Raw genomic sequence first — 24,062 nt, 5'->3', positions numbered from 1 at the left:
CATGCGGGGGCGGTTGGCAAGCATAGGGGCTGAGGAAAGCCTTCTTACCGAAGGCTGGAATCTGGTTCTGACCGAGCCTGATGCTTGTGCGACGCCGCACGATATCCATCTGTCGGCGCAGTTCATTCCGGCACCCGTTCCGGGCACTGTCGCAGCTGCGCTGGAAAGAGCCGGGCTTTTCGATCGGGAAAATCCTCAGGCGCTCAACACCAGGGACGCCTGGTATCTGACCCGCCTCTTCGATGCGGAGCCGGGCGAGGCGCTCCTGCGTTTTCAGGGGCTGGCGACGATCTGCCATGTTTTTCTGAACGGCGTTGAGATCCTTTTCTCCGAGAGCATGTTCACCGTCCATGAAATACCGGTGACGCTCGCAGGCGGTGATGAACTGGCGCTCTGCTTCCGGGCGCTCGCCCCGCGCCTTGGAGAACCCGGACCGCGAGCCCGCTGGCGCCCGCAGATGATCACGCCGCAAGGGCTGAAGAACATCCGCACGACGCTGCTCGGGCATATGCCCGGCTGGTGCCCGGAGATCCATGCGGTCGGGCCATGGCGACCGATCTCGCTCGTGCGCCGAAGCGTTGCCTCTGTCGACAATGTCACGGTGCGTGCCGTTCTGGAGGAAAACGGAACAGGACGGCTCAGCGTTTCTCTTCATGCCGATGGCGAAGAGCCTGTGATGCTGCTGCGCTGCGCCGGTATCGAGCAGGGTTTCGAGAAGATCGGTGACAGGCATTATTCGGCAATCCTCAAGCTGCCCGAGGTCGAGGCGTGGTGGCCGCATACGCATGGCGCGCCGCATCTCTATGATGTGACGCTGGTTCTTGACGGCGAGGAACAGTCGCTCGGCAGGACGGGATTTCGGCGTATCGAGGTCGACCACGGCGCTGACGGCAGTGATTTCGCGCTTTGCGTCAACGGCGAACGGATCTTCTGCCGTGGCGCAGTCTGGACGACTGCCGACATAGCGCGGCTGCCGGGCGAGCGCGCCGATTATGAGCCCTTTCTGCGGCTTGCTGCCGAAGCCGGCATGAACATGATCCGCATCGGCGGGACCATGGCGTATGAGACGCCGGAATTCTTCGCGCTCTGCGACGAACTTGGGCTGATGGTCTGGCAGGACTTCATGTTCGCCAATTTCGACTATCCGAAGAACGACAAGGCCTTTATCGGCCATGTGCATGCCGAGGTGGAGGAATTCCTCCACGGCGTACAGCTTTCGCCGTCGCTCGCCGTGCTCTGCGGCGGTAACGAAATCCACCAGCAGGCGGCGATGTTCGGCCTGCCCTCGGATTTCTGGAGCGGGCCGATTACCGACGAGATCATCCCGGCGATCTGCCAGCGCATGCGGCCTGACGTCCCTTACGTGCCGAATTCGCCTTATGGCGGAGCGATGCCCTTTTCGCCCAATGTGGGCGTCACGCATTATTACGGCGTCGGCGCCTATATGCGGCCGCTTGAGGATGCGCGCCGCGCGGAGGTGCGCTTTGCGGCGGAAAGCCTCGCCTTCGCGCATGTGCCGCAGCAGAAGACCTTGCAACGGCATCTCGACGTGCCCTCAGTTCACACTCCGCTCTGGAAAGAGCGGGTGCCGCGCGACCGCGGCGCTTCCTGGGATTTCGAGGATGTCAGGGATTTCTATCTCGGGCTTCTCTATGACGTCGACCCCGCCAAGCTTCGCCGTGAAGATCCCGAACGTTATCTCGACCTGTCGCGCGCCGTCACAGGTGAGGTGCTGGAGGAAACCTTTGCCGAATGGCGCCGCAAGGGATCGACCTGCAACGGGGCGCTTGTCTGGACCCTGCAGGATCTGTTGCCTGGTCCCGGCTGGGGCGTGATCGATTCCACTGGCGAGCCCAAACCTGTCTGGCATGCGATGCGCCGGGCCTTCCGTCCTGCGCAGGCAGTCTTTACGGACGAGGGGACGAATGGCCTCTATGTTCATGTCATCAATGAAACCGACAAGGTGGTGGCTCTCGAACTCGATGTCGCCTGCCTCCGTGAGGGGCGCCAGCAGGTCGCGAGCGGTAGCAAGGCCTTCAATCTCGATCCAAGAAGCGTGGAGCGGATTGCCTGCACCGATCTCTTCGGCGGCTTCTTCGATGCCACTTATGCCTTTCGTTTCGGTGCGCCATCGCATGACGTCAGCGTTGCCTGGCTGCGCTCGGCGATGGACGGCGCGCTGCTGGCGCAGGCTTTTCATTTCCCGCGTGGCCGGGTGAAAGCCTTCCACGACGCGACGATCGAGGCGTCCTTCCTGCGTGAGGGCGATGATTGGTTTATCACGCTTACGACCGACAGGCTTGCCCAGTCGGTGCATATCGACGTCGAAGGCTACCGGGCCGAAGAGGACTGGTTCCATCTGGCACCAGGCCCTGCCAAGCGAGTGAAGCTCATCGCCGCTGCGGGCATTGATCGCGATGCATTGCCGGCAGGCGAAATCAGGAGCGTCGGCGCCTTGCGCCGTTTCGCGCTTTAGGGACCAGGGAGCGGTCATGACGATCAGGGTGCAGGCGGAAGAGGCTTTGCGGGGCGTCTATCGAAGCGTGCGCGGGCATCTGTTGCAGCGGCTGATTGTCAAATCGCGGCTTGCCTTCAATCCGCGCCGACCGGTCGAGATTGTCGGTTATCTGTCGATGGCGGCAGGTGTGGGCGAATCCGCACGGCTTTGCGCTGCCGCGCTCTCCCAGGCAGGCCGTGAGATCATGCTTGCGGATGTAAGCACACATCCGGATGAAGGCAAGCTGATCGAATGGACGTCCGAGCAAATCGCCGGCGGACAGCCGGGAAGCCGCATATGGCATCTCAATCCGCCCATGCTGCCGCGCGCGATCCTTAAGAAGGGTCTCGGCAATTTCACCCGTGCCTTCAATATCGGCTATTGGGCCTGGGAGCTGGAAGTGGTGCCGGCGGAATGGCGCAATGCCATGCACTATATGAACGCTGTCTTCGTTCCCTCGGAATTCACCAGGCGGGCAATCGCGCCGCATACGACTGCACCTGTCATTGTCGTGCCGCACCCGGTGACGGAGCGGCCGGCTGCTGACGGCATCAGGCAGAAGTTCGGGATTGCCGCGGATGCTTTCCTCGTCTCGTTCGTCTTCAGCGCCGGTTCCTCGATCAACCGCAAGAACCCGCAGGCGGCGATCGAGGCCTTCAGGCTCTTCAGCGCCGAATGCCCCCATGCCTTCCTGCTGATGAAGGCGAGTGGCAATCCGGTCCGGGACGAGGCACTCCGCACGCTCATGCAATCCGTGGAAGGCGACCGCAACATCAGGATCGTTACAGACAATCTGGCGCGTTCGGAGATCAACGGCATCATCCGCGATTCCAATGTCTATCTTTCGCTGCATCGTTCGGAGGGTTTCGGCCTGACGGTGGCTGAAGCGATCATGCATCGCACGCCCGTCATCTCGACCGGTTGGTCAGGCACGGCTGATTTCTGCGATCCCGACAATACATGGCTGGTCGAGCCGTCGCTTATTCCCGTCGTCGACAGCCATCCGGAATTTGCCGATCTCACTGCCGTCTGGGCCGATCCTTCACCCGCGACCGCGGCGGCGCATTTGAAGAGCATCTATTCCAATCCCGAGGCTGCGAAGCAGAAAGCAGAGGCGGCGCGGACCTATCTGGTGCGCCACCTCGCCGAGCACAGCTACGACAAGGCGCTTTCACGGCTTTCTGCGATGCAGGCGAGCTAAGCTGAGCGCTTTACTCCCCTTTATTTTAACATTTCCAATCTAGTGATGACTTGTTTCGGCCGCGGTGCGGCTTCTGGCGGATGGACGGATGTCGAAGGGCATTATTGCAAATTCGGTGATGAATGCAGCGGCGGGCATGCTGCTTCTGGTAACGGGGTTCGTTTCCTCGATCATAACCGCGCGTCTGCTCGGTCCGGAGGCGAACGGCATTGTTGCCTTTTCGCTCTGGCTCGTCGTCACCGGCGCCTCGATTGCCGAACTCGGCTCCAGCATCACGCTGCTGAAGACGCTGCCGCAGCTTTCGGCACAGGGCTACAGTTTCGAGCAACGCAAGGGGTTTGCCTCGATCCTGGTCGCCTTCATGGTCTGTTCCACGTTGGTGCTGCTCGGGCTCTACGCCCTGTTCTTCCTGACATCGGAGGAAATGCACTGGGCCGACACCGCGCCGTCGGTGGCGCTTGTGACAGGTATGCTCTTCTTCATCCAGGCGATCGGCTCCTTCGTCAAATTCTACCTCATCGGTGAAAAACGGCTCGGCACGTTCTTCCAGCTGACGCTGATCGTCTCGGTTTTCCAGCTTGCGGGCGTGGCGGTCGGTGCCGTCTTCTACGGGGTGGAGGGCGTGCTCGTCGGCTACGCGCTCGGCCAGTTGGTGCTTTTCGTTGCTACTTTGCCGATTCTTTTTGCCCGGCGCGATCGCTGCGGCGTATCGCTCAAATATCTGGCCTCGTCGTCCGTGATCCTGTCGATGCAATTCATCATCGACTCGATCTTCCTCAATCGTATCGAACTGCTTTTCCTGCAGCAGTTCTGGTCGGTGGAAATGGTCGGCTTCTATGCGGCGGGTCTGTCGATCGCCAATATAGCATTGCAGCTTCCGATCCAGATGAGCGGCAGCCTGCTGCCCTATTATTCGGAACGGCGGCACACCAGCGCCGACTCGAAGTTCCCGGTCGAGGCCTTTGCAGCCGTCATCCGCAGCATGGCCTATATCGTGCTGCCCATGAGCCTCGGGCTCGCCGCAATCTCCAGCGAACTGGTGCATGTGGTCTTCGGCGAAGCCTTCGATCGAAGCGGCGGAGTTGTTGCGCTGCTTGCGCTCGTCGCGCCAGCCTACACGCTCATGCAGGTTCTCAGCCTATACCTGCTTTCAATCGACAAGGCCAATGTACGGTTGAAAATCAGTGTGATAGGTGGCCTTCTTATGGTAGTGGGTTGTTTACTCATCGTACCTAGGCTGGCCGCCGAGGGTGCCGCACTTGTGCGCATCGCCGTATTTGTTGCGATGTCGGTAATGATGGTCAGACAAACGGGCTTCGGAACTCAGCTTTCGGGTCTTTATCTCAGCCTTGCGAAGATTGCGCTTGCGGCGGTATTTTGTGCTTGCGGCGCCATCACTGCGCTTGAGGTCATCCAGGGTCCGATCGGTCTTGTTGCTGCGATGATCGCCGGCGCGTTTGCTTACTTCGCTGCGTTGAAAGTCCTCCGTGCCGTTCCGGTCGAAGATATCCAGGTGCTGCGCTCGATCCTCGACAAGATACCGGCTCTCCTGCAGGGACCAGCAAGGCGTGTCGTCAATTTCATCTCTACGCCGACCCCCGAACGTGGGGAGAAGAAGCCCGATAACGAAGAGTTCTCGCGCGAGCCGGCCGAAGGTGCCGGCCGTGCCGCTGCCCTTCCTGTCGTGTTCGACGGGACGATCGGTCTCTTCATGCCGGAAAAGGCTGATGTTGAAAAACGCTCGGCTGCCGTTCTTTTCGTGAGCCCCTGGGGCTTCGAAGAAATGTGCACGCGGAAATTCTATCGCGTCGCGGCGGAGCATTTCTCTGACATTGGCGTGCCGAGCCTGCGTTTCGACTATACCGGGACGGGTGACGCGCTCGATTTCGGCGATCAGGCACCCGGTCTGGAAATCTGGAAGAATTCCATCCGCGCGGCAGCTGGAAAATTGAAGACGCTCAGCGGTTGCTCGCAGGTCATTCTTGTCGGCCAGGGTCTCGGCGGCACGCTTGCTCATCTGACCGGCCACACGATCGAGGGCGTCGACAGCATCGTGCTGCTTGCGCCTGTCCTCAGCGGCAGGGGGCATCTGCGCGAAATCAACATGTGGTCGCGGATCATTCATGCCGACCTCGGTCTCGGCAAGGAGCATGCGCAAAGCGCCCAGGTTCAGATCGCGGGCCTGAGCCTGCCGGACACGATTGCTGCCGAAATCGGCAAACTCAATATCGGTTCGCCGCAGGAGCTTGCGTCGCCGAATTACCTTATCCTCGAACGCCCGGCTAGGGTTGACGACACGAGTTTCGCTGACGCCCTGAAGGCACTCGGCGGCAATGTCGAGCAGCGCGTTTTCGAAGGTTATGACGAGCTGGTCACGAACCCGCTGTTTGCCAAGACGCCAATGGCAGTCATCAAGCTGCTTGCCGAATGGCTTGTCGAGACAACCGCGCCCGCCCCGTCCGTCGGTCACTCATCGCAGGCGGTCGAAAACCGGCCGCTCGCAGGTGACGGTTTTGAGGAGATCCCGGTTCGTTTCGGCGCCTTCCAGCATCTGATCGGCGTCGTCAGCCGGCCGCAGGGCGAGATCAAGGGTAACGCCGTGCTCTTCATGTCGACGGCCTATGACCGCCATGCCGGCTGGGGGCGGACGACTGTCGATATGGCGCGCGAGCTCGCTCGCCAGGGCGTCGTTTCGCTGCGCTTCGATTCTGCCAATGTCGGCGACAGCGTTCCGCGTCCGGATGCCCCGGAACAGGTTCTCTATTCAGTGACACAGACGGACGATGCACTGGCCTCCATCGATTTGCTGGAGAGCTTCGTCGCCGGCCCGATCATGGTCGCGGGTCGCTGCAGCGGCGGTTATGTGGCTTTTCGCGCGGGTATCGAGGACGAGCGCCTGAAGGCGATCGTTTCCATCAATCCCTTTGTTTACTACTGGGATCCGGAAATGCCGGTGCGGCGCGAGCACGTCGTCTCGGTTCCACGCAGCGTCGATGATTACGGCCAGCGGATGATGCGGCTCGACACGGTCAGGCGGCTGTTCCGCGGGGAGGTCGATGTCTTCGCTGCTCTGCAGAATATCTTTATCGCGGTCGGCCGCCGGCTTTCGCCGCGCATCGCGCCGCTCGTGGAACTCATTCCGGGCCGTCGTCATATCGCACGCCAGGTGCGTCAGTCCTTTGCGGCGCTTGGCAAACGCAAGGTGCCGCTGACGCTGATCTACAGCGAAGGCGATGTCGGTCTCGACCACATGTATTTCCACTTCGGTCCGCGTGGCCACAAGTTCGCCCGGCATCCGAACGTGCGTCTGGTGATGCTGCAGGATGCAGACCACAATCTGACGCCGCCGGAATCGCGCAAGCTGGTACTGGACGAGATCGTCCGGCTGGCGAAAGCTTAGGAATTTCCGGATTTTTTAAGTGGCAATGCCGATTGAGCGGTAGAGGTCGATATAACGTTCCGCAACGGCATTCCACGAATAGGCGTGGGCGGCCTGCATGAGGCTCTCCCGCAAGGACGAACCCTCGACGGTGACGTCGCGATAGGCTTTCTCGATCGCATCCGCCGCGAGTTCCGGCTTCGTGAAGTCGGCGAGGATGATTTCCTCATGCCGTCCTGCGAGCGCGCGATAGGCCTCGTTGGTGTTGAGGACCGGCTGCAGGCCAGCGCTCATCGCTTCCAGCGCAACGATGCCGAAGCCTTCATATTCCGATGCCGAAGCCATGAGTGATGCCTTGGCAATGATGCCGCGGATCGCGTGATTGTCCGGTGAAATGGTCAGGGTTACGGATGTTTCCAACGATCTTGCGGCAATCTTCCGCCTGACGTCAGCAGCATCAAGATCGGATTCGGCGCCGATAACGTCCAGATGCCAATCGGGATTGCGTTTTACGAGTGCGGCCATCGCATCCAGCAGAAGATCGAGCCGTTTGTTTACCGAGAAGCGCCCGATCGTGATGATGCGTCGCTCGGGCGTGCGCGAGGCGGCATCGGCGAATTTGCCGATATCGGCGCCATTCTCGATCGTTATGCCATCGGGGACGATCTGGATGAACTGGCTGAGGTCCGACGCGCTGCAGCAGACGACGCGGCGATAGGCGATCGCCGAGAGGCGTGTCAACGTTCGGAACCATATCTTCTTGATAACAAGAAATTTCTTCGTGTGAAAGAAACCGCCATGGGTCGTGACGACCATGGGCTTGCGGTGCAGGAACCTGCCCCAAGCGAGCGCGTCGAAGAAGAAGTCGATCGCATGGACATGGATAAGATCGGCGTCGCCGATATGGCGGAAGACCTGTGGTGCTACCGGATAGCGACTGCTGCCGGACCAGGGGATACGGACAACCTCGATGCCGTCGATGGTTTCGCGCGCGGGAAGCTTGTCGTCGGGAGCGGTGAAGAGGGAATCAAGCGTGACAACACGGACGCGGTATCCGCGTTTCAACGTTTGCCGGGCAAGATTGGCGACCACATCCTCAAGGCCGCCACGGTTGGGCAGAAACTGCCGTACGACGTGCACGATGAGGGGCGCAGCTTTCGGCTGCGGGATGTTCTCGACGGTCTCTACCACGGAGAGGGACATTTCCCACCTGTTCTCTATGGGAATGACCAGCCATACCGAGCCTTAAGGTGCGGTATATGAGGAAGTGACCCTTCCGGCTTTATTGGGGGGATGGTTAATCGCTTCAGAATGCCTTGAAGGTCAATGTCGTCAGCGAGCGAACGATGCCGGGGATATTGGCGATGTTGTCGTTGATGAATTTGCCGATATCCTGGCCTTCCTCGATGTAGACCTTGAGCAGCAGGTCGTAGTTGCCTGATGTCGAATAGAGCTCCGAGACCAGCTCGGTCTTGTAGATGGCGTCGGCGACCTCGTAGGTCTTGCCGGGGGCGCACTGGAGCTGGACGAAAATCGGCTTCATGGGAATTTCCTGCATCGAATTCTGATGGCGCGCATAATGGTCGAAAGCGCGTCCGCGATGCAAGCCTTCCTTACGTGTCGGAACCCGAATGGGCTTCGGAGACGATCCAGTCGCGAAAAGCGGCAAGCGGAGCGTAATCGGCGCGCTCCGGAGGAAAGGCGAGATAATAACGCTCGCGGCTCTCCATCTCGCGGTCGACGGCAGCAACGAGATCGCCGCGCTCCAGCTCATCCTGGATGAGGAAAGTTGGCAGAAGGGCGACGCCTAGGCCGGCGATGGCCGCCTGTGCTGCGGTGGCAAACTGGTCGAACAGCATGCCATGCACGCTTTCGAAGGCAACGCCGTTATCGGCAAACCAGCGCTCCCAGGCGTCGGAACGGGTCGTCAGATGCAGGAGCGGCACCGAGAGCAGATCTTCCGGCCGGGTGATCTCATTGCGCTTGAAGAAATCCGGACTGCAGGCGGGCAGCGTGCGCTCCGACATCAGGAAGGCGAGTTCGGCGCCCGGCCAGTGCGGATGGCCGAAGTGGATGGCTGCATCGATGGAATCGAGACGGAAATCGAAGGAGGAGAGCCGGGTGACGAGGTTGATCGTGACACCGGGGTTGGCACCAAGAAAACGGCCCAGGCGTGGCGCCAGCCAGCGTGTGCCGAAGGTTGGCAGGATCGCAAGGTTCAGCGTGCCGCCGTGCGGGTTGGCGCGCAGGTTCAGCGAGGCGCTGGAGATTCGTCGCAGCGCTTCCCGGATTTCGCGGGCATAGGCATCGCCGGCAAGGGTAAGGCGCACGGTCTGGCGCTCGCGCAGGAACAGTTCGACCCCAAGATGTTCCTCAAGCGCCTTGATCTGGCGGCTGACGGCGCTCTGTGTCAGGTCAAGCTCGCGGGCGGCAGATGTTACGCTGCCGGTGCGGGCGACCGCTTCGAAGGCGGCAAGATGAGCAATCGATGGCAGAAAGCGCCTTGGTGCAAGCATGATCATTCCATTTTAGAATGAGCTGTTTCCGAAACGTCGATATTCACGGCCTAAGAGCCCTTGTAAAGAACTTCATCCTGCAAAATCGGAATGAACGCGGAGTTTTCTTCAATGCCCGGCGCTTTCGTCTCCACGGACCGCATCCGTTCGCTTTTCACCGAAGCCATGTCACAGATGTACCGGACGGAGGTGCCGCAATACGGGACGCTGATCGAGCTTGTGGGGGAGGTCAACGCCGAAGTCCTCGCGAAAGACCAGGAACTTAGCGAGCGGCTTCGGCGTGCAGGTGAGCTCGAGCGCATCGATGTCGAGCGCCACGGTGCGATCCGGCTCGGAACGGCTGAGGAGCTCTTCACCATCCGACGGCTCTTTGCCGTCATGGGGATGCAGTCGGTCGGTTATTACGATCTCTCGGTCGCCGGTGTTCCCGTGCATTCTACCTGCTTCAGGCCTGTCGAAGAAAAGGCGCTGAACATCAATCCGTTCCGCGTCTTTACCTCGCTGTTGCGGCTGGAATTGATCGAGGACGCGGAATTGCGCGCCGAAGCCGCTGATATCCTGGCCAAGCGGCAGATCTACACGCCCCGCGCCATCAAACTCATCGAGCAGCATGAGAAGGCTGGTGGACTGACGGAAGCGGAAGCTGCAGAATTTGTCGCCGAGGCGCTGGAAACCTTCCGCTGGCATGGCGAGGCAACCGTCAGTGCCGAGACCTACAAGCGCCTGCATGACGCACACCGCCTCATTGCCGATGTCGTCAGCTTCAAGGGCCCGCATATCAACCATCTCACTCCGCGCACGCTCGATATTGATGAAGTGCAGCGGCGCATGCCGGAGCGCGGCATCACGCCGAAGGCCGTCATCGAAGGACCGCCGCGGCGCAGTTGCGATATCCTGCTCCGGCAGACGAGTTTCAAGGCACTGGAAGAGCCGATTGCCTTCACGGATGCTGCCGGCACGAAGGCAGGCACGCATACGGCTCGATTTGGCGAGATAGAACAGCGTGGCGTTGCGCTGACGGCCAAGGGCCGGACGCTCTACGATCGTTTGCTCGCCTCGGTGCGCGGCGAAGTGCAGGTCGGCGCATCCGGTGCCAAGGCCGGTGACTATGGCGCCGAGCTCGCGGAACGATTCAAGGCATTGCCGGACGGTTGGGACGAGTTGCGGCGCGAAGGACTGGCCTTCTTCCACTATTCGGCGACGCCTGAAGGTCTTGCTGCGAAGGGCCAATTGCCGTCCGATCCGGAGGCCCTGATCGCCAAAGGTTATCTGCGTTTCGATCCTGTCATCTACGAGGATTTCCTGCCCGTCAGCGCGGCCGGTATCTTCCAGTCGAATCTCGGCACGGACCAGCAGCAGAATTATGCGACACGTTCGAACAGGGCGGCTTTCGAGCAGGCGCTTGGCGCCGACGTGCAGGACGAGCTCGCGCTTTATGCCGAGCGGCAGGCCGCATCGCTTGATATGGCCATGGAAGAGCTCGGCCTTTCGGGCCTGAAGCTGAAGACGGTCGCCTGACAATCGGCCGCTTCCGCAGGGGCGGGAGCGGCGCTAGAGTACCGATTTCGATCCAGACTGGACTGTCCGATGCTCAATGATCCGCGCTCCCACGGCCTGTGGGAAAAGACTGCTCCCCAGCCACCCGTCACGTCTGTACTGTCAGGCGCCGTCGATGCCGATGTTGTCATTGTCGGCGGCGGCTATACCGGCCTTTCTTCCGGCCTGCATCTGGCCGAGGCCGGATCGCGGGTTGTGCTCCTGGAGGCGAAGGAGATCGGCTTCGGCGGCGCAGGCCGCAATGTCGGGCTCATCAATGCCGGCATGTGGGTCATGCCTGATGATCTGCCCGGCGTGCTCGGCCCCGTCTATGGCGAGCGGCTGCTCGACCTGCTCGGTAATGCGCCGCGGCTGGTGATGGAGCTGATCGAAAAGCACGGCATCGCCTGCGAGCTCGAAAAGCAGGGTACGCTTCATTGCGCCGTCGGCGCCGATGGTCTGAAGGAAGTCGAGGAGCGCTTCAAGCAGTGGTCGGCGCGGGGTGCGCCTGTCGCACTGCTCGATGCCGATGAGACTGCAAAACGCATTGGCACGAATGCCTATGCCGGCTCGCTGCTCGACATGCGGGCCGGCACGCTGCAACCGCTTGCCTACGCGCGCGGGCTGGCGCATGCCGCCCAGAAGGCGGGCGTTGTGCTGCACACGGCAAGCTCCGTCATTGCGACCGAGCGGCAAGGCAGCCGGTGGGTGGTGAAGACGGAGCATGGGCAGGTAACGGCTGATTGGATCATCGTGGCGACGGATGCCTACAGCACCGGCCCGTGGGAACAGGTGCGCAACGAACAGGTATTTCTGCCCTATTTCAATTTCGCCACTGTCCCGCTCGGCCATAATCTGCGTCAGTCGATCCTGCCCAATCGCGAGGGCGTATGGGATACGAAGGAAATTCTCTCGTCCTTCCGGATGGATCAGGCCGGCCGCCTGGTCTTCGGAAGTGTCGGGGCGCTGCGCAATACTGGCCTATCCGTGCACAAGGGCTGGGCCAAGCGCGCGCTGAAGCGGCTCTTCCCCGAGATCGGCGACGCCGAATTCGAGTGCGAATGGTACGGGCAGATCGGCATGACTGACAACGCCCTGCCGCGCTTCCACAAATTCGCCCCCAATGTCATCGGCTTTTCGGGCTATAATGGCCGCGGGATTGCGCCTGGCACGGTGTTCGGCCGCACCCTGGCGGAGCATATTCTTGGCCGGATTGGCGAAGCGGATCTGCCTTTGCCGCTGACCGACCCCCGTGAGCAGAGCTTCCGCGCGCTTAGGGAACTATGGTACGAAGCCGGCGCTCAGGTCGCCCATTTCGCCGATGCCCGTTTCTGAGAACAACAAGACTGGAACCACGACAATGAACATCGCCGTCCTCGATCTCGCCACCGAAACTGCCAAGCTGCTCGCCGATCTCGGCGTCGATGCCAGGAGCTATACGGGCGGTACGCTGTCCGTCACCTCGCCGATCACAGGCAAGGAAATCGGCAAGCTGAAGGAGCATTCCGTCGCCGACGCCAAGGCGGCGATCGATGCGGCACACAAGGCTTTCCTCGAGTGGCGGGCCATTCCGGCACCGAAGCGCGGCGAGCTGGTCCGTCTGCTCGGCGAGGAACTGCGCGCCTCCAAGGTCGCGCTCGGCCGCCTGGTTTCGATCGAAGTCGGAAAGATCACCTCCGAAGGTCTCGGCGAAGTACAGGAAATGATCGATATCTGCGATTTCGCCGTCGGTCTTTCCCGCCAGCTTTACGGGCTGACGATTGCTACCGAGCGGGCCGAGCACCGCATGATGGAAAGCTGGCATCCGCTTGGCGCCATCGGTATCATTTCGGCCTTCAACTTCCCGGTTGCCGTCTGGTCGTGGAATGCGGCTCTCGCCCTCGTCTGCGGCAATTCCACCGTCTGGAAGCCTTCCGAAAAGACGCCGCTGACGGCTCTTGCCGTGCAGGCCCTGTTTGAGAAGGCGTTGAAGCGTTTCGTCGCCGAAGGCGGCAAGGCACCGGCAAATCTCTCTACTCTGTTGATCGGTGGCCGCGAGATCGGCGAAGTGCTGGTCGACCATCCGAAGATCCCGCTGGTTTCGGCCACCGGCTCCACCGCCATGGGCCGCGCCGTCGGCCCGCGCCTGTCGCAGCGCTTTGCCCGCGCAATCCTGGAACTTGGCGGCAACAATGCCGCGATCGTCTGCCCAACGGCCGATCTCGACCTGACGCTGCGCGGTGTTGCCTTCGCGGCCATGGGCACGGCCGGCCAGCGCTGCACGACGCTACGCCGTCTCTTCGTGCATGAGAGCGTCTACGACCAGCTCGTTCCGCGGCTGAAGAAGGCCTATGGCTCGGTGACGATCGGCAATCCGCTGGAAACCGGTACACTGGTCGGCCCGTTGATCGATGGTCTGGCCTTCGAGAAGATGCAGACGGCCCTCGGCCAGGCAAGGGCTGCCGGTGGCGCCGTCGTCGGTGGTGAGCGTGTCGACAATGGTTCGGCAGAAGCCTTCTATGTTCGCCCCGCGCTCGTCGAAATGCGGGAGCAGACCGGCCCGGTGGAGCACGAAACCTTCGCGCCGATCCTGTACGTCATCAAGTACAGCGATTTCGATGCCGTGCTGGAACTGCACAACGCTGTCCCACAGGGCCTGTCGTCCTCGATCTTCACCAACAATATGCGCGAAGCGGAAACCTTCCTCTCCTCGCGTGGCTCGGATTGCGGAATCGCCAACGTCAATATCGGTCCATCCGGTGCTGAAATCGGCGGAGCCTTTGGCGGGGAGAAAGAGACGGGCGGCGGCCGTGAATCGGGTTCGGACGCCTGGAAGGCTTACATGCGCCGTTCCACCAACACCGTCAATTACGGCAAGACCTTGCCGCTGGCGCAGGGCGTCAAGTTCGACGTCGAATAAGCTGACGCATTGGAACCACAAAAGCGACGCCTCACCGGCGTCGCTTTTTTTTGACGAAATCCGGATTTATTCCCTGCGAAGATGAAAAATTGAGTCAAGATAATGTGATGATTTTTTTGACTTCGAAACTTGAACTAAGCAGTCAACAAAAATATACGCCTGCCATCACCCTTGGGAGCTCGGGTGACATCGCCACGGAGGCCATCATGAAAATTGCTCTTAACCGTCTTTCCGGCGCGTTCGCGCTTGCCGCTTCACTTCTCGCCGCCACCGCGCTCGCAGGCAGCGCCTATGCGCAGGAGTCCGAAGGTATCGTCGTTTACAATGCCCAGCACGAAAGCCTGGGCCGTGAATGGATCGACGCCTTCACCAAGGAGACCGGCATCAAGGTCACCATGCGCCAGGGCAGCGACATGCAATTCGCAAACCAGATCATCCAGGAAGGCGATGCTTCACCTGCCGATGTATTCCTGACGGAAAACTCGCCGGCGATGACGCTGGTCGACGGTGCCGGCTTGTTTGCGCCGATCGAGAAGGACACGCTGGATCAGGTTCCCGAGCAGTATCGACCGGCTGACGGCATGTGGACCGGCATTGCTGCCCGCACCACCGTTTTCGCCTATGACAAGACGAAGCTGACGGAAGACAAGCTGCCGAAGTCGATGCTCGACCTGCAGGATCCGGCCTGGAAAGGCCGTTGGGGCGCGGCTCCCGCCGGCGCCGACTTCCAGGCCATCGTTGCCGCTCTGCTGCAGCTGAAGGGCGAAGACGCCACCAAGGCCTGGCTAAAGGGTCTCAAGGACAATGCCACGCCTTACAAGGGCAATAGCGTCGCCATGAAGGCCGTCAATGCCGGCGAAGTCGAAGGCGCGATCATCTATCACTACTACTGGTTCGGCGATCAGGCCAAGACCGGCGAAAACAGCAAGAATGTCGGCCTGCATTATTTCAAGAACCAGGATCCGGGCGCTTTTGTTTCCGTTTCCGGCGGCGGTGTCCTGAAATCCACGCAGCACATGAAGGAAGCTCAGGCTTTCATCAAGTATCTGACCAGCAAGGCCGGTCAGGCGGTTCTCAAGGATGGCGATTCCTATGAATACGCCGTCGGCAAGGACGCCGCTTCCAACGACAAGCTCACTCCGCTTGCCGACCTTGACGCGCCGAAGGTCGAAGCCTCGACGCTGGACAGCAAGAAGGTCGTGGAGCTGATGACGGCCGCCGGCCTCATCTAACCTTTCTGCCGCAGGCTTCTTCCGGCCAAAACTATTGCTTTTGGCTCAAGAAAACCTTAGGGCATGACGAAATCCGGCAACCGCTCTTCAAAAGCGGTTGCCTTCCTTTTTCAGCGTGTGAAGGCATCGGCCTTGCTGCAGGACAATAGATTGCTTGCATCCGGCAAGAAGGCGCCGGTGACGCCAGGGGCCGCGCGAATGAGTTTGCCGCGCGGACGCATGCCGCACGCTTCCGTCGTTCTCCTCGCCTCCATCGTCGCGGTCTTCAGCCTTGTGCCGCTCGGCTTCATTGCCTGGGTGACCTATGATGTCGGCTGGGAAACGGTGAAGACGCTGGTCTTCCGCCCGCGCGTCGGCGAGCTTCTCGTCAATACGGTTCTCCTGGAATCGATCACCATTCCGCTGTCGATCGTGCTTGCCGTCACCCTCGCCTGGCTGACGGAACGGACGGACATCCCTTTCGCACGGTTCTGGGCATGGCTGGCGATCGCTCCGCTCGCCGTGCCCGCCTTCGTGCATTCCTATGCCTGGGTGAGCCTGCTTCCGGGCATGCGCGGGTTGCAGAGCGGCGTTTTCGTTTCGGTGCTCGCCTATTACCCTTTCCTCTACCTGCCGGTTGCCGCCGCCCTTCGCCGGCTTGATCCGGCAATCGAGGATGCTGCGGCCTCGCTTGGCCTCGATCCGTGGCGCGTCTTCTTCCGCACGATCCTGCCGCAGCTGCGCCTTGCCATCTGCGGCGGCTCGCTACTGATCGCACTGCACTTGCTGTCGGAATACGGGCTGTTCGTGATGATCCGCTTCGACACGTTTGCAACCGCGATCGTCGACCAGTTCCAGTCCTCCTACAACAGCCCGGCTTCCAACATGCTCGGTGGCGTGCTCGTCGCCTGTTGCCTGTTCCTGCTCGGCCTCGAGATCCTGTTGCGCGGCAATGAGCGATATGCGCGCGTCGGCTCCGGTTCGGCGCGCCCTGTCGATCGCCGCCGGCTCGGCTGGTTCGTGGCGCCTGCCTTGGCACTGCCGATCATCCTCGCAGTGCTGACGCTCGGCGTGCCGCTGATTACGCTCGGTCGCTGGCTTTATCTCGGTGGGCTCGCCATCTGGCGTCTCGAGGTCGTGAGCGCCTTTGTGCAGACGATCGTTCTCGCCATTGCCGGCGGCGTGCTGACGACAATCGCCGCTGCCCCCATGGCCTGGCTCTCGGTGCGCGCGCCGGGCCGCCTCCAGCGTATTCTCGAAGCCTGCCACTATTATGTCGGTTCGTTGCCGGGCGTCGTCGTGGCTCTCGCGCTGGTTTCCATCACCGTTCGGCTTATTCTGCCGCTCTACCAGACCTTTGCAACGCTGCTCGTTGCTTATGTGCTGCTGTTCCTGCCGCGCGCCATGGTGGGCTTGCGCGCCAGCATCGCGCAGGCGCCTGTCGAACTGGAGCGCGCGGCAATGGGGCTTGGCCGCACGCCGGGACAGGCAGTGCGCCAGATCACCATGCGTCTTGCAGCGCCTGGAGCTGCCGCCAGCATGGCCCTTGCCGCGCTCGGCATCACCAATGAATTGACGGCCACGCTGATGCTGTCGCCGAACGGCGTCGATACACTCGCGACGAAATTCTGGTCGCTGACCAGCGAGATCGATTATGTCTCGGCAGCACCCTACGCCTTCATGATGGTCGTGTTGTCGCTGCCGCTCACCCTCATGCTCTATGCCCAATCGAAACGGACTGCCGGCCAATGACGCTGCTTACCATCGACACTATCAGCAAGCGTTATGGCCCGGTTCAGGCCCTGAAGGATATTTCGCTCGAAGTTCAGGCAGGCAGCCGCACGGCGGTCGTCGGTCCCTCCGGTTCCGGCAAGACGACGCTGCTGCGCATCATCGCCGGTTTCGAACAGCCTGATGTCGGCAGGGTGATGCTCGATGGTGAGGTGCTCGCCGACGGGCCGGCCTGTGTTCCCGCCCACAAGCGCGGCATCGGCATCGTTTCGCAGGATGGCGCTCTCTTTCCACATCTGAGTGTCGCTGAAAATATCGGCTTCGGTTTCGAGCGCGGGGCGCCCGATCGCGAAAAGCGTATTCGCGACCTTCTGGAAATGGTGGAGCTGGAAAACAGTATGCTGGATCGCCGGCCGCATCAGCTTTCCGGCGGCCAGCAGCAGCGTGTGGCGCTTGCCCGCGCTCTCGGTCGTCGTCCGCGGCTCATGCTACTCGACGAACCCTTTTCCGCGCTGGATACAGGCCTTCGGGAAAATATGCGCAAGGCGGTTGCCCGCGTCCTGCAGACGGCTGGAATCACTGCCGTTCTCGTGACCCATGATCAGGGCGAGGCCCTCTCCTTTGCCGATCAGGTTGCGGTACTGCGCGAGGGCAAGCTGGTGCAGGCCGGCACGCCGCAGACGCTCTATCTTAAACCGCGGGATCGCGAGACGGCGCTTTTCCTTGGTGATGCGGTGATGCTGCCCGCTATCATCAAGAACGGCTTTGCCGATTGCGCGCTTGGCAGTGTGCCGGTTGAGGGGGCCCATCAGGGCAAAGCGGAAATCATGTTGCGGCCGGAGCAGATCCGTGTCGTCGTCGACGAGGCCAACGCGAAATACGGCGGGCGTGTCGTGGATGTCGAATTCGGCGGCGCGACTTGCACGGTGGCAGTGTCGCTTGCGGCTGTCGCCCTGCCGCCGATCCTGATCAAGACATCAAGCGTGGCATTGCCGACGCGAGGCGATCTCGTTCGCCTCGATATCGCCGGCAAGGCGCATGTCTTCGTGCGGTAAGTTCAGCCCGCCTTCAGAACCAGCTCCTCAGATCCCTCACCGGCCAGCCAGCCACCGGTAAAGCCGGCACGCTCGAGACCGAGACGGATGACCGGGTTCTTGCGCATCAGCTTCCAGATGAAGTCGGAGCGGTCGTTCTCGACCGTCATGACGAGGAGGCCCTGGTCGATAGCCACGGTGCGGTCGTCGACCCAGCCTTCCGGCCGCTTGGTCTGGACCGTCGGGTTGAAGCCGCCGGGGAAGCCGCCTTCCAGAAGCAGGTTCGGATAGGTGGTCAGCAGAGCCTTGGTGCCATCGAGGGCGGCCTGCCGGTCGTAGGGCAGGCAGCCGAGTGGCGCCCAGGGTGCGATCGTGCCGTCATCGGGGCCGAGCGGAGCACCGCGTGCGGCGTAACCCAACACTTTCGGGCTACGGCCACCGCGCATGCGGCGTGTCGGCGGCGGGCCATCGCAGGCCGTGAAGCCCCAGATGTCCTTGCTATAGCCGACGAACTGACCGGGATTGCGTTCCGCATAATCGCGCTGGACGTTGATGACGACCTGCGTATTACGGAAATAATCCCAGTTCCGCTCGGCCATCGGCTTGTCCTGGATGCCGCGGAAATCGATCCAGGCATGGGAGAAGAGATGAATGAAGAGCGGGCCGGCATAGAGATAGGGCTGTTCGTTGAAGATCATCCACGAATAGCTTGCCGTGAAGGCATCGTAAGACGACTGCGGGATCGGATGCGTCGGCGATGCCAGCGCCAGCGTATAGAGGATGATCGCCTCGTCGAAACCGTGATAGCGCCAGCGCAGGAAGCCGGAAGAAGGCTTCCAGCCCATCGAGATGCAATCGCCCTTGTTCAGAGCCCAGCGCCAATCGACGCGCTCGTAGATGAATGTTGCGAGCGCGCGGATTTCGGTCTCGGTTTGATCCTCGCCGTCGAAATATTGGGCGGCGGTCAGGATGCCTGCAATGAGCAGAGCAGTGTCGATCGTCGAAAGCTCGCTGTTCCAGGCGCGGTTGCCGGTATCCACGTGCAGGAAGTGATAGAAGAAGCCGCGATGTCCGGTCGCGTGACGTTCCGTACCCTGCTTGGCATTGGCAAAGAAATGCAGCGTATTGAAGACGCGCTCGGCGGCTTCCTCACGGCTGATCCAGCCGCGTTCCACACCAACGGGATAGGAGGAAAGCCCGAAGCCGACCGCGGCGATGCTTGCCGGCACGCCAGGGATCGAGGTATCCGGCACGAGGCCGTTTTCGGGATTGGAATATTTCAGGAAATACTTGAACGCTGAGTGCTGCAGCCTGTCGACTAGCGCGGCATCAATGTCTTCAATCCGTTGCAGCATGTGCTCCTGCCCAACTGTTTGATCGCCCCATGCTTCAACATGGTGGCTGTCCCCATGCAAATCAAACCTTTTTGATTCGCAGGGATAAGAGATCACAAACGGCCGCAGTTGGCGTTAATAATCGTCAGTGAAATAATATCTGGAATAAATAATATAAGCGATGCAGCAAAATGGATTAACCGCACCCCCTCGGATGCTATCCACTTCCTGCAATACTTGCGCGCTTTGGCCGTCGCCTAAACCTCCCGGACTAGCTCAAGCGGCTTGCTCTAGGCGCACCAGATGGCCTGCAGCGACCTCGCGATATTGACGCTTGGGCGGAATATAACCCACAGGGCGGACCGGGCTTTTCAATTCGTCGGTGCCGAGGTTGCGGCGGATCCCGCGGCGAGCAGGATCCGGCACGGGCACAGCCGCCATCAGCTTCCTGGTATAGGGATGCTGGGGATTGCGGAAGAGCTCTTCGCGCGGACCGATCTCGACGATCTCGCCGAGATACATGACCGCGACGCGATGACTGACTCGTTCGACCACCGCCATGTCGTGAGAGATGAAGAGGAAGGCGAGGTTCAGACTCTGCTGCAGATCCATCAGGAGATTGCACACCTGCGCCTTGATGGAAACATCGAGTGCCGACACGCTCTCGTCGGCGACGATCACCTTCGGGTCGAGGGCAAGGGCGCGAGCGATGCAGATGCGCTGGCGCTGGCCGCCTGAAAACTCGTGCGGGTAGCGCTTCATCATATCAGGTTTCAGGCCAACACGTTCGAGCAGGTCGGCGGCCTTTTCACGGGCCTGGGCGCGGCTGCCAAGCCCATGTTCGGTGAAGGGCTCGGCGACAGCGGCACCAATCGTCATACGCGGATTGAGGCTTGCGAAGGGGTCCTGGAAGATCATCTGGATGCTGCGGCGCATATTGCGCAGGCTGACCGCATCGAGGTTCAGGACATCATAGCCATCAAGGCTCACGGAGCCTGCATTTGGTTGCACCAGACGGGTGATCGAGCGGCCCGTCGTGGATTTGCCGCAACCGGATTCGCCGACGAGCGACAGGGTCTCGCCCTGAAAGAGTTCGAAGGAGACGTCCTCAACAGCATGGATGGCGCCAGTTCTGCGGCCGAAGAGACCGCCGCGAATATCGAAGCGGGTGACGAGGTTCTTTACTTCGAGGATCGGCGTCTTTCGGCGATCGACGGTTTCGGCGACTTCCACCGGATCGCATCGTTCGCCGGTCATCGTGTCGATGACGGGGAAACGCAGCGGCCATTTGCGGCCATCCATCGAGCCCAGGCGCGGCACGGCGGAGAGCAGGGCACGCGTATAGGGGTGTTTGCCGCGATTAAAGATATCGTCCGTCGTGCCGGTTTCGACGGCTTCGCCGCGATACATGACGATGGTGCGGTCGGCGATCTCGGCGACCACACCCATATCATGGGTGATGAAGAGAACGGACATGCCCTCTTCTTCTTGCAGCACTTTGATGAGATCGAGGATCTGGCCCTGAATGGTGACGTCGAGCGCAGTGGTTGGCTCGTCGGCAATCAACAGCTTGGGCCGGGAGGCGAGCGCCATGGCGATCATGACGCGCTGGCGCATGCCACCTGAAAACTGGTGAGGATATTCGTCGAAACGGGATGCAGCATTGGGAATGCGTACCTTCTCGAGAAGGCGGATTGTTTCGGCGCGCGCGTCGGCCTTGCTGATATCGCCATGGCATGTCAGCGCTTCGGAAATCTGCCGGCCGATGGTGAAGATCGGGTTCAGGCTGGTCATCGGCTCCTGAAAGATCATCGCGGCATCCTTGCCGCGCACGGCCCGCATCTCCCGATCAGAGAGGGAGAGGACATCGCGGCCGGTCAACGTGATGCTGCCTTCGACGCGGCTTGAGCCCTTGGCGAGCAGGCGCATGATGGAAAGCGAGGTGACACTTTTGCCGGAACCGCTCTCTCCGACGATGGCGACCGTTTCCCCCGGCATGACATCGAAGGAGACATTACGAACAACCGATCTCCATTCGCCATCGGAGAGAAAGGATGTTGTCAGGTTCCGGACGGAAAGGACCGGAGAGACGGATGCTGCAGGCTGATCACTCATATCGTTCCCGTGTTCTTTTTGTGCCGGAGGCAGGTTCTTTGCCGGAGAGGCTTCAAATCTTCAAAGGCGTGGCAAGTGAGGCGGACGGTCGTCCTTCCGCAATGCGCGCGGCTTCCAGCGCCGCGATCTTTTCATCGATCTCGCGCCTGTCGATCATTCCATTGGGATTGGCCTTCGTCGCCATCGTCTCGGCGACGTGCATGTAGCGTTCCTGCGCTACTGCATGGAGCCGGCGCAATTCCGCGAGCGGATCGGGATGATCGTCTGCCCTGATGCTGAGCCAGGGATAATCCTGATCACGGTGGACGAGGAGGGCGGCAGACTGTTTGCCACGCTTGTCGCCACCGGCATCCTCGCCGGCCTGCATGGATTCCAGCAGGCGCTCGATGAAAGGCTTGTCCATTGCCTTCTTGTAGGTCGCAAGCGTCTCGGCGACGACTTGAGGACCTGCCAGCATATTGCCGGCGACGGAAACACTATCGTCGACCAGGTGACCGGCCCAATCGATGCATTTGGCGCCGGTGAAGGCCGCGTTACGGCCCTGGGCATCGATCAGATGAAGCTGGCGCTGATCGTGGCCGGCGTCACGGCCGGTCAGTTCGGCGATGATCTCATCCGGCGCCTTGCCCTCGGCAAGCATGGCAAGCCCGTCGGTGCCGTAGAGCGGGCTGACGAAGGCCTGGGTGGCGACCGCGCCGATAGCGCCGCGGATATGCGGCACCAAGCCGCCGACCGCAAAGAAGCGGGTGGCGACGGCAATGCCGAGATAGCCTGTGCCGGGATCACGGGCGACGATGGACCATGTCATGCCTATCTCCCGATCGCATAGGCCTGCATGAGGCGTGGCGTTGCAGCTGCACGCAGCAGTCCATCTGCATCGCGGCGCGCGGCGGTCAGGCGGCCGATACTCCAGGGGTCGGAGACAGTGAGCGCGTGGCCGCGGGCGCGCAGGTTCTCGAGCACATCGGCGCTGAAATTGCCTTCCACCATCAGACCGCCCGGCTCACGTGTGCGCGGATAGAAGGAACCAGGGAAATGCGAGGTGTGGAAGAGCGGCTGGTCGATCGCCGCCTGCAGGTTCATCTTGTGGTGCACATAACGCAGGAAGAAGGAAAGCTGCCACTGTTCCTGCTGGTCGCCGCCGGGGGTGCCGAAGGCGAGTGTCGGCCGGCCTTCGTAGAGGGCAAGTGAGGGCGTCAGTGTCGTGCGCGGGCGTTTGCCGGGAGCAAGGGAGGTCGGCAGGCCGGGCTTCAGCCAGAACATCTGGGCGCGCGAATTCAGGCAGAAACCAAGACCCGGGATGATCGGCGAGGACTGCAGCCAACCGCCCGAGGGCGTGACAGACACCATGTTGCCTTCGCGGTCGATGACGTCGATATGAACAGTGTCGCCGCGCTTTTCCCTCAGGTGCGCCATGGTCGGCTCGTAGACGGCCCCGGTCTTGGAATCGGCGCCGAGCATGTCCATCGTCACATCGTATTGCTGCTCGAAGCCGGGCAGCTTCCCGGGACGCAGGTCGAAGGAGGCCTCGTCTGTGATGAGTTTGCGGCGGGTGGCGGCGTAGGTGTCAGACAGAAGCTGATCGACCGGCACCTCGGCGAATTTGGGATCACCATAGTAGATCTCTCGATCGGCGAAGGCGAGTTTCATGGCTTCGGTCACGGTATGGACGAAGTCGGCTCCATCAGGCGCCATTGCGGCGATGTCCATGCCCTTGAGGATCGACAGGGTCTGCAGGAAGACCGGACCCTGGCCCCAGGGGCCGATCTTGGCAACCGTCCAGCCGTGATAGTCGTAGGTCTGCGGTTCTTCGATCGTTGCCGACCAATTCGCCATGTCGTCGGCCGTCAGCACCGCCTTGTGGCTGTTGCCGCTCGCATCCATCACTTCGGCGGTCTTCAAGTAGTTTGCGATCTTTTCGGCGACGAAACCGCGGTAGAAGGCGTCGCGGGCGGCTTCAATCTGGGCCTCGCGACCCTGCTTGGCTTCGGCCTCGGAAATGATGCGCTTCCAGGTCTCGGCCAGAACCGGGTTCTTGAAGTTGGAATTGGGTTCGGGAACGGACCCTCCGGGTACCCAGGTTTCGTAGGAGGTCGGCCATTCCTTTTCAAAGAATTCGGCAAGACCCTTGATGGTTGCGGAGACGCGCGGCAGCAGCGGATGGCCGTTTTCGGCGTAATAGATCGCCGGTTCCAGAACGTCACGCACGCTCAGCCGGCCGTAATCGCGTAGCATCAGCATCCAGCCATCGAAGGAGCCGGGAATGACAGTTGCCAGCAGGCCGTCGCCTGGGATCAGTTTCAGGCCCTCGGACGTATAGTGTTCGATAGTGGCGCCGGCGGGCGCAGGGCCTTGGGCACAGATAACCTCGACCCTGTCCTTTTTCTTGGAATAGATGATCGCCGGCATGTCGCCGCCCGGGCCGACGAGATGCGGCTCCAGGATCTGCAATGTGAAGCCGGTAGCAACCGCCGCATCGAAGGCGTTGCCGCCCTTTTCCAGGATGCTCATGCCAACGGCGGAAGCGATCCAGTGCGTTGAGGTAACGACGCCGAATGTGCCCAGAATTTCGGGGCGGGTCGTGAATACGGTCATTTCATATGTCCTTT

General features: G+C 61.2%; 16 protein-coding genes. 9 read left to right on the top strand and 7 right to left on the bottom strand.

Going from position 1 to position 24,062, the window contains the following annotated elements:
* The first annotated feature begins 1 nt into the window (after position 1).
* The 3 genes from LVY75_31785 (at position 2) to LVY75_31775 (ending at position 7,098) form a co-directional block, all read left to right on the top strand.
* On the top strand, positions 2-2,476 hold the full coding sequence (locus LVY75_31785; GenBank protein ID XAZ23328.1) for a glycoside hydrolase family 2 protein: 2,475 nt from the start codon (positions 2-4) through the stop codon (positions 2,474-2,476).
* Positions 2,477-2,522: 46 nt separating this feature from the next.
* Positions 2,523-3,698: a glycosyltransferase family 4 protein gene (locus LVY75_31780; GenBank protein XAZ25872.1), complete on the top strand. Its 1,176-nt coding sequence runs from the start codon at positions 2,523-2,525 to the stop codon at positions 3,696-3,698.
* An 88-nt stretch (positions 3,699-3,786) separates the two neighbouring features.
* Positions 3,787-7,098, top strand: coding sequence for an oligosaccharide flippase family protein (locus LVY75_31775; GenBank protein XAZ23327.1), 3,312 nt, complete (start codon positions 3,787-3,789; stop codon positions 7,096-7,098).
* Between the two features lie 15 nt (positions 7,099-7,113).
* Here the strand turns inward: LVY75_31775 and LVY75_31770 are convergent, their stop codons facing one another.
* The 3 genes from LVY75_31770 to LVY75_31760 all read right to left on the bottom strand — a co-directional run bounded on the left by LVY75_31770 (position 7,114) and on the right by LVY75_31760 (position 9,599).
* Positions 7,114-8,280, bottom strand: a complete 1,167-nt coding sequence (locus LVY75_31770) for a glycosyltransferase family 4 protein (protein ID XAZ23326.1) — start codon at positions 8,278-8,280, stop codon at positions 7,114-7,116.
* A gap of 103 nt (positions 8,281-8,383) precedes the next feature.
* Positions 8,384-8,620, bottom strand: coding sequence for an Lrp/AsnC ligand binding domain-containing protein (locus LVY75_31765; protein ID XAZ23325.1), 237 nt, complete (start codon positions 8,618-8,620; stop codon positions 8,384-8,386).
* Between the two features lie 70 nt (positions 8,621-8,690).
* Complete coding sequence (locus LVY75_31760; protein XAZ23324.1) at positions 8,691-9,599, bottom strand: LysR family transcriptional regulator; 909 nt, start codon at positions 9,597-9,599, stop codon at positions 8,691-8,693.
* 105 nt (positions 9,600-9,704) lie between these two features.
* On the opposite strand from LVY75_31760, the gene LVY75_31755 reads away from it, so the two are divergent.
* The 6 genes from LVY75_31755 (at position 9,705) to LVY75_31730 (ending at position 18,025) form a co-directional block, all read left to right on the top strand.
* Positions 9,705-11,111, top strand: a complete 1,407-nt coding sequence (locus LVY75_31755; protein XAZ23323.1) for a VOC family protein — start codon at positions 9,705-9,707, stop codon at positions 11,109-11,111.
* A gap of 69 nt (positions 11,112-11,180) precedes the next feature.
* Complete coding sequence (locus LVY75_31750; protein ID XAZ23322.1) at positions 11,181-12,464, top strand: FAD-binding oxidoreductase; 1,284 nt, start codon at positions 11,181-11,183, stop codon at positions 12,462-12,464.
* A gap of 25 nt (positions 12,465-12,489) precedes the next feature.
* Complete coding sequence (locus tag LVY75_31745) at positions 12,490-14,028, top strand: aldehyde dehydrogenase family protein (protein XAZ23321.1); 1,539 nt, start codon at positions 12,490-12,492, stop codon at positions 14,026-14,028.
* A 206-nt stretch (positions 14,029-14,234) separates the two neighbouring features.
* Positions 14,235-15,260, top strand: a complete 1,026-nt coding sequence (locus LVY75_31740; protein XAZ23320.1) for an iron ABC transporter substrate-binding protein — start codon at positions 14,235-14,237, stop codon at positions 15,258-15,260.
* A gap of 63 nt (positions 15,261-15,323) precedes the next feature.
* A complete protein-coding gene (locus LVY75_31735) occupies positions 15,324-16,991 on the top strand; it encodes an iron ABC transporter permease (GenBank protein ID XAZ23319.1) in 1,668 nt (555 codons plus the stop codon).
* Positions 16,988-18,025, top strand: a complete 1,038-nt coding sequence (locus LVY75_31730; protein ID XAZ23318.1) for an ABC transporter ATP-binding protein — start codon at positions 16,988-16,990, stop codon at positions 18,023-18,025. The genes LVY75_31735 and LVY75_31730 overlap by 4 nt, the downstream gene beginning before the upstream one ends.
* Positions 18,026-18,027: 2 nt before the next feature.
* Here the strand turns inward: LVY75_31730 and LVY75_31725 are convergent, their stop codons facing one another.
* The 4 genes from LVY75_31725 to LVY75_31710 form a co-directional block, all read right to left on the bottom strand.
* Positions 18,028-19,359: a hypothetical protein gene (locus LVY75_31725; protein XAZ23317.1), complete on the bottom strand. Its 1,332-nt coding sequence runs from the start codon at positions 19,357-19,359 to the stop codon at positions 18,028-18,030.
* A 255-nt stretch (positions 19,360-19,614) separates the two neighbouring features.
* Positions 19,615-21,453 carry an ABC transporter ATP-binding protein gene (locus LVY75_31720; GenBank protein XAZ23316.1) on the bottom strand — a complete coding sequence of 613 codons (1,839 nt, stop codon included), beginning with the start codon at positions 21,451-21,453 and terminating at the stop codon, positions 19,615-19,617.
* Positions 21,454-21,505: 52 nt separating this feature from the next.
* On the bottom strand, positions 21,506-22,261 hold the full coding sequence (locus LVY75_31715) for a DUF1028 domain-containing protein (GenBank protein ID XAZ23315.1): 756 nt from the start codon (positions 22,259-22,261) through the stop codon (positions 21,506-21,508).
* Between the two features lie 2 nt (positions 22,262-22,263).
* Positions 22,264-24,048 (bottom strand): gamma-glutamyltransferase family protein, encoded by a 1,785-nt coding sequence (locus tag LVY75_31710; GenBank protein ID XAZ23314.1) that lies wholly within the window; start codon positions 24,046-24,048, stop codon positions 22,264-22,266.
* Between the last annotated feature and the right edge of the window lie 14 nt (positions 24,049-24,062).

This window comes from Sinorhizobium sp. B11, assembly GCA_039725955.1.
In the GTDB taxonomy this organism is placed as follows: domain Bacteria; phylum Pseudomonadota; class Alphaproteobacteria; order Rhizobiales; family Rhizobiaceae; genus Rhizobium.
This window is presented reverse-complemented; position numbering and strand designations above follow the sequence as displayed.